General features: G+C 63.4%; 20 protein-coding genes. 8 read left to right on the top strand and 12 right to left on the bottom strand.

Going from position 1 to position 18,313, the window contains the following annotated elements; translation table 11 throughout:
* The first annotated feature begins 227 nt into the window (after positions 1–227).
* Positions 228–1,712 carry an MDR family MFS transporter gene (locus tag IB267_RS15840; RefSeq protein ID WP_192448465.1) on the top strand — a complete coding sequence of 495 codons (1,485 nt, stop codon included), beginning with the start codon at positions 228–230 and terminating at the stop codon, positions 1,710–1,712.
* A gap of 55 nt (positions 1,713–1,767) precedes the next feature.
* On the opposite strand, the gene IB267_RS15835 is transcribed toward IB267_RS15840, so the two are convergent.
* The 3 genes from IB267_RS15835 to IB267_RS15825 form a co-directional block, all read right to left on the bottom strand.
* Positions 1,768–4,461 carry a TonB-dependent receptor gene (locus IB267_RS15835; protein ID WP_192448464.1) on the bottom strand — a complete coding sequence of 898 codons (2,694 nt, stop codon included), beginning with the start codon at positions 4,459–4,461 and terminating at the stop codon, positions 1,768–1,770.
* A 125-nt stretch (positions 4,462–4,586) separates the two neighbouring features.
* Positions 4,587–5,570 carry a FecR domain-containing protein gene (locus IB267_RS15830; protein ID WP_192448463.1) on the bottom strand — a complete coding sequence of 328 codons (984 nt, stop codon included), beginning with the start codon at positions 5,568–5,570 and terminating at the stop codon, positions 4,587–4,589.
* Positions 5,571–5,577: 7 nt separating this feature from the next.
* The gene (locus IB267_RS15825; protein WP_043612159.1) at positions 5,578–6,090 is read right to left on the bottom strand and encodes a sigma-70 family RNA polymerase sigma factor; all 513 of its coding nucleotides are present in this window, start codon (positions 6,088–6,090) and stop codon (positions 5,578–5,580) included.
* Positions 6,091–6,429: 339 nt separating this feature from the next.
* Here IB267_RS15825 and IB267_RS33910 point away from each other — a divergent pair, with 339 nt between their 5' ends.
* From IB267_RS33910 to IB267_RS15805, 4 genes are all read left to right on the top strand, one after another.
* Positions 6,430–7,050 (top strand): LysR substrate-binding domain-containing protein, encoded by a 621-nt coding sequence (locus tag IB267_RS33910; RefSeq protein ID WP_192448462.1) that lies wholly within the window; start codon positions 6,430–6,432, stop codon positions 7,048–7,050.
* Positions 7,026–7,265: an ATP-binding protein gene (locus tag IB267_RS33905; protein ID WP_192448461.1), complete on the top strand. Its 240-nt coding sequence runs from the start codon at positions 7,026–7,028 to the stop codon at positions 7,263–7,265. Before IB267_RS33910 ends, IB267_RS33905 begins: the two co-directional genes overlap by 25 nt.
* 259 nt (positions 7,266–7,524) lie before the next feature.
* Entirely contained in the window at positions 7,525–8,883 is a 1,359-nt protein-coding gene (locus IB267_RS15810) for a DUF2778 domain-containing protein (RefSeq protein WP_246810671.1), read from the top strand.
* 122 nt (positions 8,884–9,005) lie between these two features.
* Positions 9,006–9,272: a DUF2277 domain-containing protein gene (locus tag IB267_RS15805; protein ID WP_043612018.1), complete on the top strand. Its 267-nt coding sequence runs from the start codon at positions 9,006–9,008 to the stop codon at positions 9,270–9,272.
* Between the two features lie 43 nt (positions 9,273–9,315).
* On the opposite strand, the gene IB267_RS15800 is transcribed toward IB267_RS15805, so the two are convergent.
* The 6 genes from IB267_RS15800 to IB267_RS15775 form a co-directional block, all read right to left on the bottom strand.
* Positions 9,316–10,335 carry a sulfate/molybdate ABC transporter ATP-binding protein gene (locus IB267_RS15800; protein ID WP_192448460.1) on the bottom strand — a complete coding sequence of 340 codons (1,020 nt, stop codon included), beginning with the start codon at positions 10,333–10,335 and terminating at the stop codon, positions 9,316–9,318.
* Complete coding sequence (gene cysW / locus IB267_RS15795; protein WP_192448459.1) at positions 10,332–11,210, bottom strand: sulfate ABC transporter permease subunit CysW; 879 nt, start codon at positions 11,208–11,210, stop codon at positions 10,332–10,334. Before cysW ends, IB267_RS15800 begins: the two co-directional genes overlap by 4 nt.
* 2 nt (positions 11,211–11,212) lie before the next feature.
* On the bottom strand, positions 11,213–12,034 hold the full coding sequence (gene cysT, locus IB267_RS15790; RefSeq protein ID WP_192448458.1) for a sulfate ABC transporter permease subunit CysT: 822 nt from the start codon (positions 12,032–12,034) through the stop codon (positions 11,213–11,215).
* A gap of 83 nt (positions 12,035–12,117) precedes the next feature.
* Positions 12,118–13,104, bottom strand: coding sequence for a thiosulfate ABC transporter substrate-binding protein CysP (gene cysP, locus IB267_RS15785; protein WP_192448457.1), 987 nt, complete (start codon positions 13,102–13,104; stop codon positions 12,118–12,120).
* Between the two features lie 180 nt (positions 13,105–13,284).
* Positions 13,285–13,614 carry a type II toxin-antitoxin system RelE/ParE family toxin gene (locus tag IB267_RS15780; RefSeq protein WP_192448456.1) on the bottom strand — a complete coding sequence of 110 codons (330 nt, stop codon included), beginning with the start codon at positions 13,612–13,614 and terminating at the stop codon, positions 13,285–13,287.
* On the bottom strand, positions 13,611–13,850 hold the full coding sequence (locus IB267_RS15775; RefSeq protein WP_192448455.1) for a type II toxin-antitoxin system ParD family antitoxin: 240 nt from the start codon (positions 13,848–13,850) through the stop codon (positions 13,611–13,613). The genes IB267_RS15780 and IB267_RS15775 overlap by 4 nt, the downstream gene beginning before the upstream one ends.
* Positions 13,851–13,868: 18 nt before the next feature.
* On the opposite strand from IB267_RS15775, the gene IB267_RS33700 reads away from it, so the two are divergent.
* The 3 genes from IB267_RS33700 to IB267_RS15765 are packed head-to-tail and all read left to right on the top strand — an operon-like array spanning position 13,869 to position 14,956.
* Positions 13,869–13,991, top strand: a complete 123-nt coding sequence (locus IB267_RS33700) for a hypothetical protein (RefSeq protein ID WP_256436944.1) — start codon at positions 13,869–13,871, stop codon at positions 13,989–13,991.
* 34 nt (positions 13,992–14,025) lie between these two features.
* Positions 14,026–14,478 carry a hypothetical protein gene (locus tag IB267_RS15770; protein ID WP_043612036.1) on the top strand — a complete coding sequence of 151 codons (453 nt, stop codon included), beginning with the start codon at positions 14,026–14,028 and terminating at the stop codon, positions 14,476–14,478.
* 31 nt (positions 14,479–14,509) lie between these two features.
* Positions 14,510–14,956, top strand: coding sequence for an MEKHLA domain-containing protein (locus IB267_RS15765; protein ID WP_043612039.1), 447 nt, complete (start codon positions 14,510–14,512; stop codon positions 14,954–14,956).
* 43 nt (positions 14,957–14,999) lie between these two features.
* Here IB267_RS15765 and IB267_RS15760 read toward each other — a convergent pair whose 3' ends face one another.
* Genes IB267_RS15760 through IB267_RS15750 form a run of 3 tightly spaced genes read right to left on the bottom strand, consistent with a single transcriptional unit; the run spans position 15,000 to position 18,073 of the window.
* Entirely contained in the window at positions 15,000–16,442 is a 1,443-nt protein-coding gene (locus tag IB267_RS15760; protein WP_192448454.1) for a TRAP transporter large permease, read from the bottom strand.
* Positions 16,439–16,978, bottom strand: a complete 540-nt coding sequence (locus IB267_RS15755) for a TRAP transporter small permease (protein ID WP_192448453.1) — start codon at positions 16,976–16,978, stop codon at positions 16,439–16,441. Before IB267_RS15755 ends, IB267_RS15760 begins: the two co-directional genes overlap by 4 nt.
* 39 nt (positions 16,979–17,017) lie before the next feature.
* Positions 17,018–18,073, bottom strand: a complete 1,056-nt coding sequence (locus IB267_RS15750) for a TRAP transporter substrate-binding protein (protein WP_192448452.1) — start codon at positions 18,071–18,073, stop codon at positions 17,018–17,020.
* Between the last annotated feature and the right edge of the window lie 240 nt (positions 18,074–18,313).

Raw genomic sequence — 18,313 nt, 5'->3', positions numbered from 1 at the left:
TCGGCCTCCATTGCTGCTGGAAGAATGACATAATTTGGCAAAGTTTGTCAAATGTGGAGCCTGCCCTTCGTGACGCCGCGCGGAATTCCTGCGACACCGCGATACCGCCGGCCGTACGCGGTTCTCAGGGCCCACTCCGATCGTCACTGCGGTTGACTATCGAGGTGCCAACCTCTCTGAATACCGTCACGACACATTAAACGACTGATTGCATCGGACTTGCGTGAATGACAGAGACGTCTCAACGAAATGGAATGGCCGCGACGGCCCCCGCCCTTTCCGAACCGGAAAAGAACATCATCATCGGCGGCGTTCTTCTCTCCATGCTTCTGGCGGCACTCGACCAGACGATCGTGGCGCCGGCGATGCCGACCATCGGCAAGGCGCTGGGACACGCCGACTACCTGCCATGGGTGGTGACCGGCTACCTGCTGACCGCGACGGCCATGGCCCCGCTCTACGGCAAGATCTCCGATATCTACGGACGGCGGCCGACGATCTTTGCGGCCATCATCATTTTCCTTGCGGGATCGCTGATAAGCGCGCTGGCGCCCAACATGCTGACGCTGATCGTCGGCCGCGCCGTTCAGGGCCTGGGTGGTGGCGGCCTGTTCGCACTGGCGCAGACCGTCATCGGCGACCTCGTACCGCCCCGCGAACGGGCGCGTTACGCCGCCTGGATATCGGGAACCTGGGCGGTCGCGAGCATCGCCGGTCCACTCCTGGGCGGCACTTTCGCCGAGCATCTGCATTGGTCGCTGATCTTCTGGATCAACATCCCGCTGGGGCTGGTGGCGATGGCGATCATCAACAAGCCGCTGAGGAAGCTGCCGACCGTCGCCCGCGCACACCGGATCGACGGGGCCGGAGCCCTACTGCTCGTCGCTGCGACGTCGCTTTTGCTGCTTGCGCTCAACTGGGGCGGCAGCCGCTATCCATGGCTCTCCGCCGTCATACTCGGCCTGCTCGGCGCTTCCGTCGTCCTCTGGATCACGTTTGCGCTGCGGCTGCTCAGGGCAAGCGAACCGCTGATCTCGCTGGAAGTCCTTGCCAATCCCATCGTCCGCTACGGAACGCTCGCCATGTTCCTGGCGCAGGGCGCCAATGTCGGGCTCTCGGTCTATATCCCCGTCTATGCGCAGACGTTCCACGGCCTGTCAGCCAGCAGTTCGGGTGTGGTGATGCTCGGCCTACTGCTTGGAACGGTTTGTGGAGCGACAACCAGCGGGCGGACGATACCGCGCATCGTCCACTACAAGAGGATGGCGCTGATCGGCGGCGCGCTTGCCTTCCTTTGCCTGGCGGCCGTTGCTGCTCTCGCCGGCCGGACCTCACTCGTCGTCCTCGAACTTCTGACATTCGCTGCCGGTTTCGGCTCGGGCATGACCTTCCCGGTGGCGACGATTTCGGTCCAGAATTCCGTCGACCAGACGCATCTTGGCGTCGCGACCGGGGTCCTGACCTTCCTGCGATCGCTCGGCGGCGCCCTTGGCGTTGCGGCCTTCGGCGCGATCGCCCTTGGCAACGGCCTGCCGCTCGCTGGCGAAGGGGTGGAAGCGCTCGGCGCGACGGTTACGTCGGCCGTGCCCTTCACCTATATCTTCATCGCGAGCGCTGCAGCGATGGCGGCAGCGCTCGCGCTTTTTCATCTCATGCCGGAAAAGCCGTTGCGCGGTCGCGACGAGACCGCGATGGCCGCTGCGGTCGATTAACAGCACCGCTGATGGCCGCGCCTGTCCCGGCGCGACCATCAATCGGATTGCGGACTTAGAACTCCGCCTTCAGCGACGCGTAGAAGGTACGTCCCGGGCCGGGCTGCTGCACCAGGCTCAAGGGATCGACATAATAGGCGTCGGTCAGGTTCTCGATGCGGAAGCTCGCCGTTAGGCTCTCGTTGATCCGGTATTCGGCGAATGCGTCCACAAGCGTATAGGGCTTCCAGTTGATCAGCGAGATGAACTGCGAAGCGCCCTGGGCGGTTACGTCGCCATGGCCGATCGCGCGCGATCCGGTGCGCGAAACCCGCCCGCCGACTGTCAGGGCATCGTCGAGGAACGTCTGCGACAGCGTCAACGCGACCGTGTATTCCGGCGGCACCTGGTTGGTGGCGTAGTCGGCATAGAGCGACTTGTTTCCGCAGGTGGTCGCCGTCCGGCAAAACTCGACATCGGTGTAGTAGTTGGCGGCAAGCTCGGCGGTAAAGCCGCCGCGTTCGTAGCGACCGGACAGCTCTATGCCCTGGAAATGCGCGCCGGCAATGTTGTGGATGCGCATGCCGGAGATACCGCGCGGATCGGTATACCATTCGCGCGAGATGTAGTTGTCGACATTCCAGTCGAAGAAGCCGAGCTTCATCATCGCCTGGTCGTCGGCTGAAAACACGCCGTCACGCCTGAGATTGGTGCCCACCTCCCAGTTGCTCGACCGTTCCGGGCGCAGGTTGGAATTGACGTTCATAGTGAAGGCCGAAACGCCCTCGAAGATGCTCGGCGAGCGCAACGCGTTCGAGTAGTTCACATAAAACTGCGTGCCGTCGAAGGGCTCCAACATCACGCCCACCGACGGGCTGAAGCCGCCGTCGCTGAGCGCCGTGTCGTAGGTGTAGCCGGGGCGGACCTGTTCCGGAGCGTTTCGATCCTCTGTCCAGTAGTGCTGGTAGCGCAGGCCACCATTGATCGTCAGCCAATCGGTGGCTTTCCAGGCGGCCTTGGCGAAGGCGGCCGCCTCCTGCCGCGTGCCGTCGCGAAGGTCGAGCCATGTCTCGAGTTCCGGCGTGAACTTGCTCGGTCGCGTATCCTCGCTCAGGAACGACAGGCCGTAGGTCAGGTCGAGCGGGCCGTAGTCGGTCGTCAAGGCCGACGTGTTTGCGACATCGGCGCCCCACATGAAGGTATCGGAGCCGGTGCGGAAATCCGCGGGCAGGCCGAAATCTCCGGGCTGCGGATAGAGCACGCCGCTCCGCCGGGGATTGCGCAGTTCCAGCCGCGTGGCCCAGAGATTGGCCTTGAGATCGATCAGGTCATTGTCGTCAGGCTTCCAGCCGTAGCGAAGCGTGCCGGCATCGACCTTCGTTCCGGCGGTCTGGCCCTGCTGTATGGCCTGGCCCCGGTCCGAGGTCAGGCGCGACGCCAGGAGGTCGCCGGCCTCGCTGCGAAACCCGTTGTAGCCGAACTGCAGGCTGTGACCGTCCTCGAAACGGACAGTGCCCTTGGCGAGATACGACTTTGTCTGGAGCAGGGTGTTCAACACCTCCTCGCCGGCGCGGTAGTTGGCGATGCCGATGTTCTCGATGTAGTCCTTCCAGCCCCGGGCGGGCGGCAGGCATACGCCGCTTTCATAGCAGAATGGCCGCGGCCCCATGCTCACTGGCACTGCCGAAGGTCCGTTGCTGCCGGCATGATAGTTGCCCTGGCGGCGATAGGCGTAGCCGGCAAGGAGGTCGACGTTTTCCTCCTGCATCGCGCCGACGATGCTGCCCGAGCCGCTGGTTGGATCGAAGAACGAGGGGCGGTCCATTCCGTCGCTCTTTGCCGTAGCGACCGGAGGCGCCCAGGTGCCACCCGGCCAGGCATAGCCGGCGGTGGTGCCGGCCGGCGGCGGCGTGGAGGTATTCGTGCCGAAGCCGCCCTTGACCCGGAGACCGAATGTCCGCCCCTCCTTCACGATGTCGCCGGCTTCCAGCGTGCGCATCGCCACCGTGCCGGCGATGCCACTCGATGCAACGTCCGAGCCCTTGGTGATATCGACGCCGCCCAGGAAATCCGGATCGACGAAGGTCCGGTTGGAGATGCCCTGATAGCCCTGGTAGACCGTGGCCGAATTGCTGGCGCCGTCGACAGTGACAGCGACACGCCCCATGCCCTGCATGCCGCGGATGTTGACATCGACGGCGCCCGCGCCGTTGCGCGCTTCGCCGGAGAGCACGCCCGGCGTGCCGCGGAAAATGTCTGCCGGGCTCGAGCCGCGGAAGCGGTCGATGTTTTCTTCCGAGATGTAAGCGGTCGGCGCAGCCGTTTCGTAGGGCGCATCGACCGGATTGATGATGCCGCCGCCGGCGACGATCGGCGCAAGCATCGTCGCACCGTCGGCAGCACCGGCCGCGTGCGCACCGGAAACGCGCTCGGTAATCGTGACGGTCCCGCCGCTCAGGCTATAGGAGAGGCCGGTGCCGGACAAAAGCTGCGACAGCGCCTCGGCCGGCGCGATCGGCCCGTTGACGGCAGGCGCGGATTTTCCCTGGGTCAGCGATGCCGAATAGGCCAGTTTCAGCCCCGACTGCCGCGCAAATGCCGTAAGCGCCGCGGTCAGGGATTGCGCCGGAATGTCGAAAGTGATGGCACCGGAGCGAGCCGACCGCTCCTGTTGTGCCAGAGCCGGCACTGCCGTTTGAAGTGAACCGACCGCCGTGGTTGCGACCACGACCGCGCCGAGAAGTTTGTTTCGCCCCGTTTGTCTGGACATCTGATCCCTATTCCCATGCTTTGAGCGAGGGACCGGTATTCCTTTTGGCAGGACACATCCCTCAAAAGCCGAGACGAGGCGGCACCCAAAAATCCGCAACCGCGTTCGAAAAAAAATGAAACCGGCTAGACCGCCGAGATCAGTGTCACGAAGCGGGTCATGCGTGTGACCCGGATCGGCAGGCCGGACGCAAGCGCTGCAAGCGAGGCGTCCGGCGTTCTCAAATCCAAAACGGCGCTGACCAGCGTCGATTTCAAGCGGTCGTGACTGAAGACGATCCAGCCGCCGTGATAGCGGTTGAGGGCCGCGACGACGTCGCCGAGCCGGCGGTTTTCGGCGACATACATGCCGGACTGCCAAGCGAGCGCGACTGCCGGATCCTGCACGGCAGGGCTGCCGATGGCGCCGTCACCACCGACCGACACACGCTCCCCTTCGGCGAGCGTAACGCCCATGAGGTCGCCGCCAGCCATTGGCGATACGCGAACGGAATGACGGGTCACGGCAATGCCGAGCGAACCATCGGCGGCATTGGCGTCCACATCGAAAGCGGTTCCAAGGGCCGTGACAATGGTTTCACCTGAGGCAACCTGAAACGGCCGCGCGTCCGCCGCCACGTCGAAAAATGCCTGGCCTTCCTTCAAAACCACCCGGCGGGCCCGCTCGTCGAAATCCACATCCATGGCCGTGCGCGCGTTGAGGATCACCCTCGACCCGTCGGGCAGGTCGATAGAACGGGTCTCTGCCGTGGCTGTCGCGTAATCGGAGCCGAGGATGCGCAGCCAGGGGCGCGAAGCGGCAAGCCCGCCGCCCAGGACAGCGATGCCGACCGCGCCGGTCAGAAGGCGGCGGCGTGAAAGGAGCGCGGTGTCGCGGCCGGGATAGATGAGGCCGGTGCGGCGATCGCGGCGCAGATGTGCCGCATCGTCCCACAAGGCTTCCGCTTCGACCGCTGCCGCCTCGTGCTCTGCGCTTTGTCCACGCCACGCCTCATAGGCGCGTTGGTCGTCTACGGTCGCCTCACCGGAATGGAGCCGGACGACCCAGCCAAGCGCCGCGTCGGAGATGTCTTTCGCAGGACAGTGCGTTGCCGTCGATGCGGGTTTCATCGCCCTTTCAGACATGGTCCATCTCGCGCCGCACGTCGCGGCAATGGCACAGCGCACGCAGCATGTGCTTTTCAACCATGCTGACCGAGATGCCAAGTGTTTCGGCTATTTCCCGGTGCGAATGGCCCTCGACCTTGTTCATGATAAAAGCCGTCCGGCAGGCGATCGGCAGTTCGTTCAAGAGTACGGATAGGGCTGCGACCTTGTCGCGAAATTCCAGCCGCAGCGCAAAGTCGTCCGACGACGACAGGCGGTCTGCCTGGTCCAGTTCGACCCGGCGCGACCACTCCCGCTCCAGCTTTATACGAAAGTCGATCGCCGCATTTCGGGCTGCCTTGAACAGGTAGGAACGCGGATGCTCGACGCTGCGGCGGTCGACCCTCACCATGCGCAGATAGGCGTTCTGCACCACTTCCTCACCGTCGTCCCGATTGCCGATCAGGCGCGAGGCGTAGCGTACCACCTCCTTGTGATGGCGCCTGAAGAGCAGGCCGAGCCAGTGGTTGAGAGAACTTGCCACGATGCTGCCCTTCCTAGCGAAGCGCGACGCGGCGGTCTTGGGAGTGGATTTCGACGGGCATGGCGCAAACTTCGCGGGGGATCCCGCGGCTTGATTGATGCCGCAGGCTAATACTTGTCTCTTATACTCATGTTTAATCGCCCAGCAAGCGCCTTGGGTAAAATGGCTGCAGATTTTGCAGATCAAACCGGCTCAAGGCACGGCACCGGACCGTCCGCGAATAACAAGCACGGTCGCCTTCTGCCGCGCCGTTTTCCTCAAACGGTGCGGCGGCTGGCCTGGCGGTAGTGGTCATCTTGGTCGAGGCATTTCCGGCATGCCCGGGGAGGTCGACCTCGGATGGTAAGCCCGGAACTGCGCCCGGGTGTCCCGATTGCGGACATCGACATTGCGAAGGAGCTCGGTGTCCGCTCTTCGTTCAAACCGCCTGTTCGAAATCCGTCGAAACGGAAACCGTGCGCCACCCGCAGCGTCGCCCTGACCGAAGCGGGGGAACTTCTGCTCGCCCGTGTCGCGCCCGCCTTCCGCGACATCGAGGACGCGATTGACGACCTCAACAATTTTCGGGGGGCGCCGATCGGGCGGCTGAGTTTCAACACGGCACGCGCTTCGGCAAAAATGGTGCTCCTGCCCCTCGTCGCGAGATTTCTCGAAAGTCATCCGAAGCTCAACATCGAGATCGTCGTCGACAACGACCTGGTCGACATGGTGTCGGAGGGTTTCGACGCCGGCGTTCGCTTCGGCGAGATCGTCGCGCTCTGCCGCAACGTCGCCGCGGACCTCGCGCCGCTCGCCATCGACGAGGGCTACGATCTGTCGTTCGAGCAAAACACGGAGCTGTCGATGATACAGGGAGACGCAGTCTCGCTCGAACGCGCGGTTACCAATCTCGTCCAGAACGCGATCGAGCATGCGGGAAACCAGGGCGTCATCGCGTGCGGGTCGAGCCGGACGGCGTGATCGAAGTCAGCGACGACGGCCCTGGCATTCCGGAGGCGGAACGCGAGCGCGTCTTTGAGGCTTTCTACCGCCTCAATCCACGGGAACGCGGCGCTGGTCTTGGCCTCAATCTCGTTCTGCAGATCACGGAGCGACACAATGGCCGTGTGAGCATCCTGACCACCCCGAGCGGGGGCGCCTGCTTCCGGTTGGCCTTCCAAGGCGCGCGCATCTGAGCTGCAATCCACGGTATTGCAACAGGCAGACTTAAACTTTTGGCGCGTGAAAACGGTCCGGAAAGCGGCCAAAATGGGCCTTTTCGGCGAAAGAAAATCGAACTGGGGTCTATTTCGGCGGTTGGAAAGCAAAATTTAACCATACTTCTCCATCTTTTGTCCATCAGTCGTCAAGAAGGGGACAATCCAGAAATCGCGCAGCGGCGTTCGCTCGCCGGGGTGAGAGCCTTTGTGAGATTTTCTGGCTTGATTTGCGTTGTTGAGTAAGATCATTCGCCCACAGTCTTTGCACCGTCTGTTGCGCCCATTGCTGATCACTTGCTGCGGCACCGCCCTCGTCGGCGCGGCTGCGTGGTCGCTTGTCGGCATGGCCGCAATCGGCAATTCCTACGCGCATGGTTCCGGCCGCCTGCTGCCGAAGCCGCAGCTGCATTTGGCTGAGAAGACCAAAGAGCGCGTCTGGGACAAACACGCCAGAACCAACCAGGCGACGCGGCTCGTGGCCGCCGCCGCAGCGCAGCCGGTCATGGTCGCAAGCCTCGCTCCCAGCGAGGCGAGGTTCGCGTCCGATCCCCTGTTCCCGATGGACGAGGAAACGATCGGCAAAAGTGCCCGGATCGCAGCCGCGGTGAAAAAGGCCGTACTGGCGTCCGAGAAAGTCGCAAGCAACTCCACTCCCTCGACCGGGGCCCGCCGCCCGGCCGTAACGATTGGCCTGCCGGCGCCGGAACGCTTCGCGCCGATCACCAGCGTTGCCGCGGCCAAAAATCCGGTCCAACTCGCCTACGCCACCCCCTCCCAGAGCCACGTGGAAGGCAGCGCCTTTTCCGCTTTGTTGACGGCGCCGTCCGAGGACGATCTCGCCGAACAGCCGGACCAGGACCAGGACGAGACGGAAGACACGGCCGCCCTGCCGAGCCATGAGGACACGCCCTCGGTCGGTCCCATGCCGCAATTCCGCCCCCGCACCGCGCAGGCGGAAAAGCCGCCCGCCGAAGACGAAAAACCTGCGACCAAACAGGCGGAAGCCGCGGCGGTGAAAAAGGAAGAAGAGTCCGCCAAGGCAGACGAGGACGAAGCGCCGAAGAAGCAGAAGCTTGCCTATGCGCGACCGGAAGATCCGACCGAAAACAGTGCCGGCACCGGCTTCGGCCAGGCGCTGCGCAACATGTTTGGCGGCGGAGCGAAAGCCGGCAACGGCGTCGCCGTCTACGACATCACCGCCGCCAAGGTCTATATGCCTGACGGCAGCGTACTCGAGGCCCATTCCGGTATCGGCAAGATGGCCGACAACCCACGCTACGTCGACGTCAAGATGACCGGGCCGACGCCGCCGCACACCTATAATCTCAGGATGCGCGAAACCCGTTTCCACGGGGTCGAAGCGATCCGCATGCTGCCGGTCGACGGACGGAACAAGCACGGCCGCGACGGCTTCCTGACGCATAGCTACCTGCTGCGCGGCAAGCGCGCGGAATCCCATGGCTGCGTAGCCTTCGCCGACTATCCGCGGTTCCTGACCGCCTTCAAGCAGGGCAAGGTCAAGCAGATCGTCGTGGTGCCGAGCGGTGGACGCGCGGCCGGCATGCGCCTGGCACAGAACGGCCGGAACTCTTGAGCGGAGCCGGCCCAACGGACGGATTGCGGGCAGCCGACGGTAAAGGTCTTTCGCTGATGAGGAACGGGCACTAAGATCCGGGCTTCGACAGGAGCGAGAACGAAGAGGACCGGGAGACCGTCATGTGCCGAAACATCAAACCCCTGTTCAATTTCGAGCCGCCGGCGACGAACGCCGAGGTGCATGACGCTGCACTGCAGTTCGTGCGCAAGCTAAGTGGAACCAACAAGCCGTCCAAGCGGAACGAAGCCGCGTTCGAGCATGCCGTCAATTCGATTGCCGCATGCGCGCAGGAACTGCTCGACGCACTCGAGACGTCACAGCCCCCACGCAACCGCGAGGAAGAAGCCGCCAAGGCGCGCGCACGGAACGCCCTCCGCTTCGCCTGACGGCGGCCGGAGCCCGCTGCGGCTTCGTGCCTGTGAACCCAACCTATATCGCAAACACCGTCGCGCGGCGCAGCGTCACGTAGCCGCTGTCGCCGGCCTTCACGACCCGCTCCGGCTCCAGGTCCAACTCCAACGGCACGCCGCGCTCGGTCGTCGCGACCACCCGGCGGCCGCCCGGGCGATCCATCACCCGGCTGATATTGGCAGCGATGCCGGGACCTCCGATCGCCCAATCGAGATCGACCGGCCGGGCGTAAAGCTCGGCCTTGCCGTCGGCGATCCCTGCAGCGTCGATGACCACGCCATCGGCATAGGCCCGACCGTCACGCACCTCGGCGGGCAGCATGTTGGCATCGCCGAGGAACTTCATGACGAAGGCCGATTTCGGCTCGCGGCAGACCTCCTCCGGCGTTCCCTGCTGGACGATGTGGCCATCCTTCAGGATCACCACACGGTCGGCAAGATCGAGCGCCTCTTCCTGGTCGTGAGTGACGAAGAGCGTGGTGATGCCGAGCTGGGTATGGATTTCGCGCAGCCAGCGCCGCAGCTCGCGCCGGACATTAGCATCAAGCGCGCCGAATGGCTCGTCGAGCAAGAGCACCTTGGGATCGACGGCAAGCGCACGGGCCAGGGCGACGCGCTGGCGCTGGCCGCCGGAGATCTGCGCAGGAAACCGTTCGCCGAGCCCTTCGAGGCGAACCAGGCGCAAAAGTTCAGCGACCCGCACCTGGATCGCCGCCTTGTCGCGCTTGACCTTCGAGACCTCCATGCCGAAGGCGATGTTCTGGGCCACCGTCATGTGCGGGAAAAGCGCGTAGTGCTGGAACACGAAGCCGACGCCGCGATCGCGCACGGGGATGTCGGTCGCATCCTGGTCGCCGAAATAGATGTGGCCGCCATCGGCGAATTCGAGCCCGGCGACCATGCGCAATATCGTCGTCTTGCCGGAACCGGAGGGCCCGAGCAGCGCGACGAGCTCGCCACTTTCGATCTCGAGCGACACGTCCTTGACGGCACGGAAGGTTTGGAAAGTCTTGACGACGTGGTCAAGGCGGATCTTCATGATGCATTCTCCGCGGAATTGGCAACTGGGCGGACGCGGCCCGCCCCTTGGCGCTCCAGAGCGACCTTGGCGATGATGGTGAAGACGGCAATGAGCGCCAGAATGGACGCCGACGCAAAAGCGCCCGCCGCCTGGTAATCGTGATAGAGCAGCTCGATATGGAGCGGCAGGGTGTTGGTCTGGCCACGGATGTTGCCCGACACGACCGAAACCGCGCCGAACTCGCCCATCACGCGCGCATTGCAAAGGACGACGCCGTAGAGCAGCGCCCATTTGATGTTGGGCAACGTCACCGAGAAGAAAGTGCGAAAGCCGGAAGCGCCGAGGGAAACGGCCGCCTCTTCGAGGTCCCTCCCCTGCGCCTGCATCAGCGGAATGAGCTCGCGGGCGACAAACGGCGCGGTGACGAACATCGAGGCGAGCACGATGCCGGGAATGGCAAACAGGATCTTGATGCCATAGGCATCGAGCGTCGGGCCAAACAGGCCCTGCAGCCCGTAGACGAAGAGATAGGCAACGCCCGCGACGATCGGTGAAACCGAGAACGGGATCTCGATCACCACCAGCAGGAAACCCTTGCCGCGGAAATCGAACTTGGTGATCGCCCAGGCGGCGGCCACGCCGAAGGCGGTGTTGACCGGTACGGCGATCAGCGCGGCAAGCACCGTGAGCATGATCGCGTGGCGCGTGTCGGGATGCAGGATCGTGTCGCGATAGACCTGCCAGCCCTTGGCAAAGGCTTCGACACCGATGATCAGCAACGGCGCGAGAATGAGGAACGCGCCGATGATCAGTACGGCGCCGATCAGGGCGCGGCGGAACACAGGTCCGTCGCCGACCCGCGGCAGCGTGCGTGCGGTCTTTTTGAAACGCATGGTCAGGACCTCCGCGTGTAGCGCAGCGCCCGCGCCTGCAGCCAGTTGGTCACGGCGAGCATGAAGAAGGCCGTCAGCAGCAGCACGGACGCGATCGCCGCCGCCGCCTGGTAATCGTATTCCTCCAGCCGAATGAAGATCAGCAGCGCGGTGATCTCGGTCGACATCGGCTGATTGCCGGCGATGAAGATGATCGCACCGAACTCGCCGAGCGAGCGGGCGAAGGACAGGGAGACGCCGGCGAGAAGTGCTGGTGTCAAGAGCGGCAGGATGACCTTGCGGAAGATCGCGATATCCGAGCCGCCAAGCGACTGTGCCGCCTCCTCAAGCGCCGGATCGAGATCCTCCAGCACCGGCTGCACCGTGCGCACGATGAAGGGCAGCGACGTGAAGCACATGGCGATCATGATGCCGATAGGGGTATAGGCGACCTTGATGCCGTAGTCCTCGAGGATCGAGCCGAACACGCCGTTGGTCGTGAACAGTGCGGTCAGCGAAATACCGGCAACGGCCGTCGGCAAAGCGAACGGCAGGTCGACCATGGCATCGACGATGCGGCGCCCCGGGAAGCGGTAGCGCACCAGCACCCAGGCGAGCGCCAGGCCGAAGAAGAGATTGAAGAGCGTCGCGCCAAGCGCGGCCGTCACGGTGACGCGATAGCTTGCGAGCGCCCGCGGCGACGAGACGATCTGCCAGTAATCGAGAGGGCCGAGGCTCGCCGCCTTGAACACGAGGGCTGCCAGCGGCAGAACGACGATCAGGCTCACATAGAGCAGCGTCACCCCCAGCGACAGGCGTAACCCGGGCAGGACATTGCGTCTCAAGCGTTCATTTCCTTGTCATGTCATGGTGAAACCCGGCAGACGGTTCGTCTGCCGGGCTGATTGATTGCGAGGTCAAAGAGCGATCAGCGGCTGCCGTAGAGCTTGTCCAGGATGCCGTCGGACGCGAAGTGCTCGGACTGGATCTTGCTCCATCCGCCAAAGACGTCGTCGACATTGACGAGGCGAATATCCGGGAACTGCGCCTTGAATTCGCCGGCAACCTTCTCGTTGCGGACGCGATGGCCGAATTCGGCGGCGATGCGCTGGCCTTCCTCGGTATAGAGGAAGTCGAGATAGGTCTTGGCGAGCGCCTGCGTGCCGTGTTTCTCGGCAACCTTGTCGACGACCGCGACCGGGAATTCCGCGAGCAGGCTGACCGACGGGATGACGGCTTCGACCTTGTCGGCGCCATACTGCTTGGCGATGCTGCGGGTCTCGGCCTCGAAGGTGATCAGGACGTCGCCGGTTTCGCGCTCGACGAAGGTCGTGGTCGAGGCGCGGCCGCCGGTGTCGAACACCGGAACGTTGTCGAAGATCTTGGTGATGTAGGCCTCGATCTTCGCCTCGTCGCCCTCATAGGCCTCCTTGGCCCAGGCATAGGCCGCCAGATAGGTGTAGCGCGCATTGCCCGAGGTCTTCGGATTGGGGAAGACCGCGTGAACGTCGTCACGGGCCAGGTCGGACCAGTCCTTGATGTTCTTCGGGTTGCCCTTGCGCACCAGGAAAGACGGGAAGGAATAGAACGGCGAGGCATTATTCGGGAACGCCTTCGCCCAGTCCTTGGAGACAAAGCCGTTCTTGGCCAGGAATTCGATATCGGTGGTCTGGTTGAAGGTGACGACGTCGGCTTCCAGGCCTTCGAGGATCGAGCGGGCCTGCTTCGACGTGCCGGCATGCGACTGGTCGATCGTCACGCCCGGATGCTGCTTGATGAAGGCCTCGTTCTCGGCCACGAAGAGTTCGCGCGAAACGTCGTAGGAGGCGTTGAGAAGCTTCGTCGGCTCCTGTGCCAGCGCAGGGGTCACAAAATGCGCGACAAGGGTGGCGCCGAGAATGAGGAGGCGTTTCATGCGGTTCTCCGGTGTTGATGCTGCCCCAGAACCTATCGGCAGGCGTGTGGGAGCGCGAGGGAACGCGGACCCTGGTTGTGCCAAGCCTTAGAAATTTCGTCTCGTTTCCGCTCAGTTTAGCGGAGTTTTTGCCTCAGCTTTCCAAAGGCAACCAATAGCTTATAGTCGGCGACTGACGTATCAGGACCCGTCGGGGCCTTGCATCCATTGCGGGATATCCCGTTTGGCATGCAGAACGCGCCACACGTCGATATGGTCGGCCTGCGGACGGTAAAAGACGATGTAGGGATATGTCCTCAACCCGATGCTGCGCAGATCGGGGAGTGTCAATTCGTAGGCATATCGCAACGATCCGGCCTCCGGATGGGTGCCGATCAGGTCGTACGCGGCCTGAAGCGCGTCGATAAATCCGAGAGCGACGTCCGGCCCCGCCTCGGTTGCGTAAAAATCGATGGCCGCGTCGACATCGTTGCGGGCCAGTTCGCGTGGAATGATCGGCTTGCCGCTCACTTCGGCCGTCGGCCGCCCACCCGGTCACGCAAGCCGGCAAAATAGTCGGCGTCGGCAGGCTCGGCCTGCGCGGAAGCGGCGCCGTCGAGCAACAGCCGGCGCAGATTGAGCCGATCCTGATCCCGGCGGATCAACTCCCGGATATACTCGCTGCTCGTCCCATAGCCTCGCCCGGCGACCTGCTCATCGACGAAGCTTTTCAGATGGTGCGGAAGGGATATGTTCATCGTGCTCATGGGGGAAGATTAGCGACCATGGCAAAATTTGGCAAGGATGACGGCTTTGTGGTCCTTCTCAAGCTCGCGCTCGCGACGGAAAGTCATTCCGGCGCCACCGATCTGGCATTCTGGGGACTAGATACATCCCTGGCGCTTTGACTAGATAGGCGTTCAAGGCAGGGTTGGCGATTCGATGACGATATACTTCAAGGCAGGAATTTCCGATGAAACGGCGCTCGGGATGATCGAGCGGTGTTTCTCCGATGCGAACGACTATGACGGCTATCTCGACATTTTTGCCGACTACACCGAAAAGACCGTCTCGTGGAGCAAGGGCAGATCCGTCGAGGAGTTCAAGGACCAGATCACCGAGGCGCTGCGCGCGGCCTGGGAAGCTTCGCCCTTCTGGCAGGTCTATGAGCGCCGCGAAGAGCGGGACGACGCTGGCACCAACGAAATTCGAAGGGCAGCGATCGCGCTGACCCGCACTTATGGCGGCGTGGTCGTGATCACCCTCAGCCTGCTTGGAAGGCGCAGCAGCGCGAATGACCTCGAACTGGTGTTCGTCTGTTTCCAGGAAGATGCGCAACGCCGGAATTTCCGGGTGCGTTATGACGGGAAGTTCATTCCGTCCCTGAATGCCTGACGCCACCCCCGGGTCATGGAGACGAAGGGCGATGACAACCGACTATGATGCCGATGACGCCTTCGCCCTGATCGTTGCAAGCTTCCGCCAGGTGACCGGCAAGGCGCTGGTCGACCATCCGTTCGACGGCCGTTGGCTTTACGAGAGCGCACCCTTTGCGCTTTTGGCGCACGACCGATCGGAGGACCCGCGTTTCTTCTACGCCAACAAAACCGCGCAGGCCTGCTTCGGCTACACCTGGCAGGAGTTCATCGGCATGCCGTCGCGCCTCTCGGCCGAGGCGCCGAACCGCGAGGAACGGCAGCGTCTTTTAGACAGCGTCTCCACCAAGGGCTTCATCGACAACTATCGCGGCCTTCGGATCGCGAAATCCGGACGCCGCTTCTGGATCGAGAACGCCATCGTCTGGCAGTTGGTGCGCGCCAACGGCGAACATGCCGGCCAGGCCGCCATGTTCCACAGCTGGAAGGATCTGTAAGCGCGCCGCCCCGAGGCGGAGGGTGCGCCTCGTCTGCTTCTTCTCAATTCAACAGCCGGACCAGTGCCAAAGCAACACCGGGCGACAGCGTGATGATCGCCAATCGGATGAGGTCGGCAATGACGAAGGGCATGACGCCTCGGTAGGTCTGCACGATCGGGACATCCGTCGCCAGCTTGTTGATGATGAAGACGTTGAGGCCGATCGGCGGGGCGGAAAGACCGATGCCGACGACGATGAGGACGAGAATGCCGAACCAGATGGCGACATCCTCGGTCGGCATGCCCAGATCCAGTGTCAGGATGATCGGAATGAAGACCGGCAGCGTCAGCAGGATCATCGCCAATTCGTCCATGACGGCGCCAAGCACGAGATAGGTGACGAGCATGCCGCAAATGACGACATAGGGCGGCAGGCCCGACTGTCCGACCATTGCGGCAAGCGTCGCCGGCATCTGCGTCAGCGCCAGAAACGCGCCGAAGACTTCCGCGCCGAGCAGGATCAGGAAGATCATTCCGCTGGTTTCGGCCGTCTGCAGCAGAGCGTTTTTCAGGGCGCCGAGGCTCAAGGTCCTTTGCAGCAGGCCGACCAGCAGCGTTACGGCAGCCCCCACCGCGGCACCTTCCGTCGGCGTGAACACCTCGCCATAGATGCCGCCGACCACCGTGACGGCGACGACCGCCGCCGGCACGATCGCAAAGTCCGCAGCCAGCAGCAGCAGGCCGAATATCGCCAACAGGATCCCGCCGACCGTCCCGAGCGAGCCGAGCAACCAACCGATGACACCACCGGCCAGGATGATCAGACCCAGCGGCCTCGCCCAGAACGGACGAGGCGTTCGAACCGTCTCGGTCGCCGTCACCGGCGGCGCGAGATCGGGCCTGCGCCGCACGACGATCGCAATCGCGATCAGGTAGAAGGCGGCCGCCAATAGCCCCGGCACCAGGGCTGCCTGAAACAGCTTGGCGATGTTCTGCTCGGCGGTGATCGCATAGACCACCAGGATCACGGATGGCGGAATGAGGATGCCGAGGGTGCCGCCGGCGGCAATCGTCCCGGTGCCAAGCCCGACGTCGACCCGGGCTCGGCGCAGTTCCGGCAGCGCCGCGCGTCCGAAGGTCGCCGTGGTTGCGACCGACGAGCCGCAGATCGCGCCGAACCCGGTGCAGGCGGCGATGACGGCCATCGGCATTCCGCCCTTGAAGCGTCCGAAGCCCCGCTCGGCGACGCGAAACAGCGTTGCGGCAATGCCCGACTGCTCGGCGAGCGCGCCCATCAGGATGAAGAGCGGGATGACCGAAAGCGTGTAGCTGGCAAACTGGCTATAGGTGTTGGTCTGCAGATAGTAGACCAGCGCATGCGGGCCGGAGAGATAGGCATAGCCGGCAGCACCGACCGCAAGCATGGCAAGAGAGATCGGCATCCGGATGGCGATCAAGAGCAGCATGGCCGCAAAGCCGACGAAGGCAATGGCAAAACCGCTCATCGGCCGCCTCCAATTTTCAAGAGGGAAACGGAAAGTCCGATGACGGCCGCGAGCGCCGCGAGCGCGGCACAGGTCAGATAGACCGGCCAGATCGGCCAGGGCAGCTGGATGAGGGTCGTCCCGTATCCCCTCGCCTCCAGGCCACCGGTAAACAGCCCCCAGGCAAAAAACGCCAGGCAGCCGGCCAAAAGCAGGTCCCACAGGCCGTCGATGACCCGGGTGACGCGTGCAGGAAGAGCCATCGTGAAGGTATCGACAGCAATATGGCCATTGCGGGCCTGCGTGTATGCGAGAAAGGAGAAGGCGGCGACACCGACCGCCACCTCCACCAGTTCGTAATCGGCCGGCACCGGCCGATTGAACAGCCAGCGGCCCAGCACGCTGACGGTGACCAGTCCCGCCGCAAGGCAAAGAAGCGTGCCGCCGATGAGTGCCAAACCGGCCGCGAGGCGTTCGACTTCCCTGCGTCGCGGCACCCTCACCGCATCCTCGTATCCTACGTCTTCCATTGTTGAGGCCCCGAGCTGTTGGTTCATGCAGCGGCGCGTTCAGGCGCCACGTTCACGGCAGTGCGCTCAGGCGCCCGAATATTTCTGGACGAGCGCTTGCGCTGCGGCGATCAGCGCCTTGCCGTCGAGGTCCTTGGCCTTCATGTCCTCGATCCACTTGTCGTGGACGGGCCTGGTCGCCTCCACCCACTTCGCTTTTTCGTCCTCGCTGATCGTGCTGATTGTGCCTTCTCCGGATGCCTCGATCGCGGCGCGCACTTCTGCGCCGACACTGTCCCACATCTCGCCGGCCTTCTTGGCGAAGGCCATGCCGCTGTTGGCGTCCAGCACGGCCTTGAGGTCGGCCGGCAATGCCTCGTACTTGCTCTTGTTCATCGCCAGGAAGAAGGTCGCGGTATAGAGCGTCGGCGAGCCCGGGATCTCGGTGTGGAACTTGGTAAGCTCGTTCACCTTGATCGAAGGCACCACTTCCCACGGGAGTACGCAACCGTCGATAGCCCGCTGCGCCAGTGCTTCCGGCACCTGCGGAATGGGCATTCCGACCGGCGTCGCACCCAGTGCCGCCAGTGCCTCACCGGCAAGGCGTGTGGGATTGCGAAGCTTGAGCCCGGCGAGGTCCGCACTGGACGTCACTTCCTTGTTGGTGTGGATCAGGCCTTGGTCGTGCGCCCAAAAGCACAGGAGCTGGGTGTCGCCGGTTTCCTTCAGCACATGCGTCTGGCCATATTCCTGGCAGGCCTGTGCGTTGACGGTCGCCTCCTTGGCGGCGACGAACGGTAGTTCGAACACTTCGGTGGATGGGAAGCGTCCAGGCGTGTTGCCGGGCAAGGTCCAGACGATGTCGACGACGCCGTTCGACGCCTGATCGTAGAGCTGCGGCGGCTTTCCGCCGAGCTGCATGGCCGGGAAGATGTCGACCTTCAGCGCGCCACCGCTTTGGTCTGCCAGCGATTTCGCCCACGGCGTCAACAGCCGCTGATGAACGTTGGATGCCGGCGGCAGGAAATGGTGCAGTTTCAGCGTGATAGTTTCCTGGGCGCCCGCCACACCCATTTTCAGAACGAAGGGCGCGGCAAGCAAGGCACCGCCGGTCTTCATCATATTCCGTCTGCTCAGTTTCATAGGTTCCTCCCTGTCGACCCCATATTCACGCGCGGCGAACATCGCATGCCCGCGCCTGATCCTTCACGTCACATGAAGGTTATCCGGCGGGCAGATCTCCCCGGTCGCTTGAAACTTCCCTTTGCTCCTCATCGGAAAGCCTCAATCCATTAACATGTTAAGTTTATTTTGAACCGACTGTCAAGCGACGGCATCGGGCGACAAGGCCGCATGAAGTGACCGCACGGACACGTCCTCGTG

The sequence above is a fragment of the Ensifer sp. ENS09 genome, from assembly GCF_014852425.1.
Classification (GTDB): Bacteria; Pseudomonadota; Alphaproteobacteria; order Rhizobiales; family Rhizobiaceae; genus Ensifer.
The sequence above is the reverse complement of the archived record's forward strand: the minus strand, read 5'-3'. Positions and strand labels throughout refer to the sequence as shown.

Coding starts and splice junctions, on each gene's coding strand:
- IB267_RS15840 (WP_192448465.1), top strand. CDS start 228: ATGACAGAGACGTCTCAACGAAATGGAATGGCCGCGACGGCCCCCGCC.
- IB267_RS15835 (WP_192448464.1), bottom strand. CDS start 4,461: ATGTCCAGACAAACGGGGCGAAACAAACTTCTCGGCGCGGTCGTGGTC.
- IB267_RS15830 (WP_192448463.1), bottom strand. CDS start 5,570: ATGAAACCCGCATCGACGGCAACGCACTGTCCTGCGAAAGACATCTCC.
- IB267_RS33910 (WP_192448462.1), top strand. CDS start 6,430: ATGGTAAGCCCGGAACTGCGCCCGGGTGTCCCGATTGCGGACATCGAC.
- IB267_RS15805 (WP_043612018.1), top strand. CDS start 9,006: ATGTGCCGAAACATCAAACCCCTGTTCAATTTCGAGCCGCCGGCGACG.
- IB267_RS15800 (WP_192448460.1), bottom strand. CDS start 10,335: ATGAAGATCCGCCTTGACCACGTCGTCAAGACTTTCCAAACCTTCCGT.
- cysW (WP_192448459.1), bottom strand. CDS start 11,210: ATGCGTTTCAAAAAGACCGCACGCACGCTGCCGCGGGTCGGCGACGGA.
- cysP (WP_192448457.1), bottom strand. CDS start 13,104: ATGAAACGCCTCCTCATTCTCGGCGCCACCCTTGTCGCGCATTTTGTG.
- IB267_RS15775 (WP_192448455.1), bottom strand. CDS start 13,850: ATGAGCACGATGAACATATCCCTTCCGCACCATCTGAAAAGCTTCGTC.
- IB267_RS33700 (WP_256436944.1), top strand. CDS start 13,869: ATGGCAAAATTTGGCAAGGATGACGGCTTTGTGGTCCTTCTCAAGCTC.
- IB267_RS15770 (WP_043612036.1), top strand. CDS start 14,026: ATGACGATATACTTCAAGGCAGGAATTTCCGATGAAACGGCGCTCGGG.
- IB267_RS15765 (WP_043612039.1), top strand. CDS start 14,510: ATGACAACCGACTATGATGCCGATGACGCCTTCGCCCTGATCGTTGCA.
- IB267_RS15760 (WP_192448454.1), bottom strand. CDS start 16,442: ATGAGCGGTTTTGCCATTGCCTTCGTCGGCTTTGCGGCCATGCTGCTC.
- IB267_RS15755 (WP_192448453.1), bottom strand. CDS start 16,978: ATGAACCAACAGCTCGGGGCCTCAACAATGGAAGACGTAGGATACGAG.
- IB267_RS15750 (WP_192448452.1), bottom strand. CDS start 18,073: ATGAAACTGAGCAGACGGAATATGATGAAGACCGGCGGTGCCTTGCTT.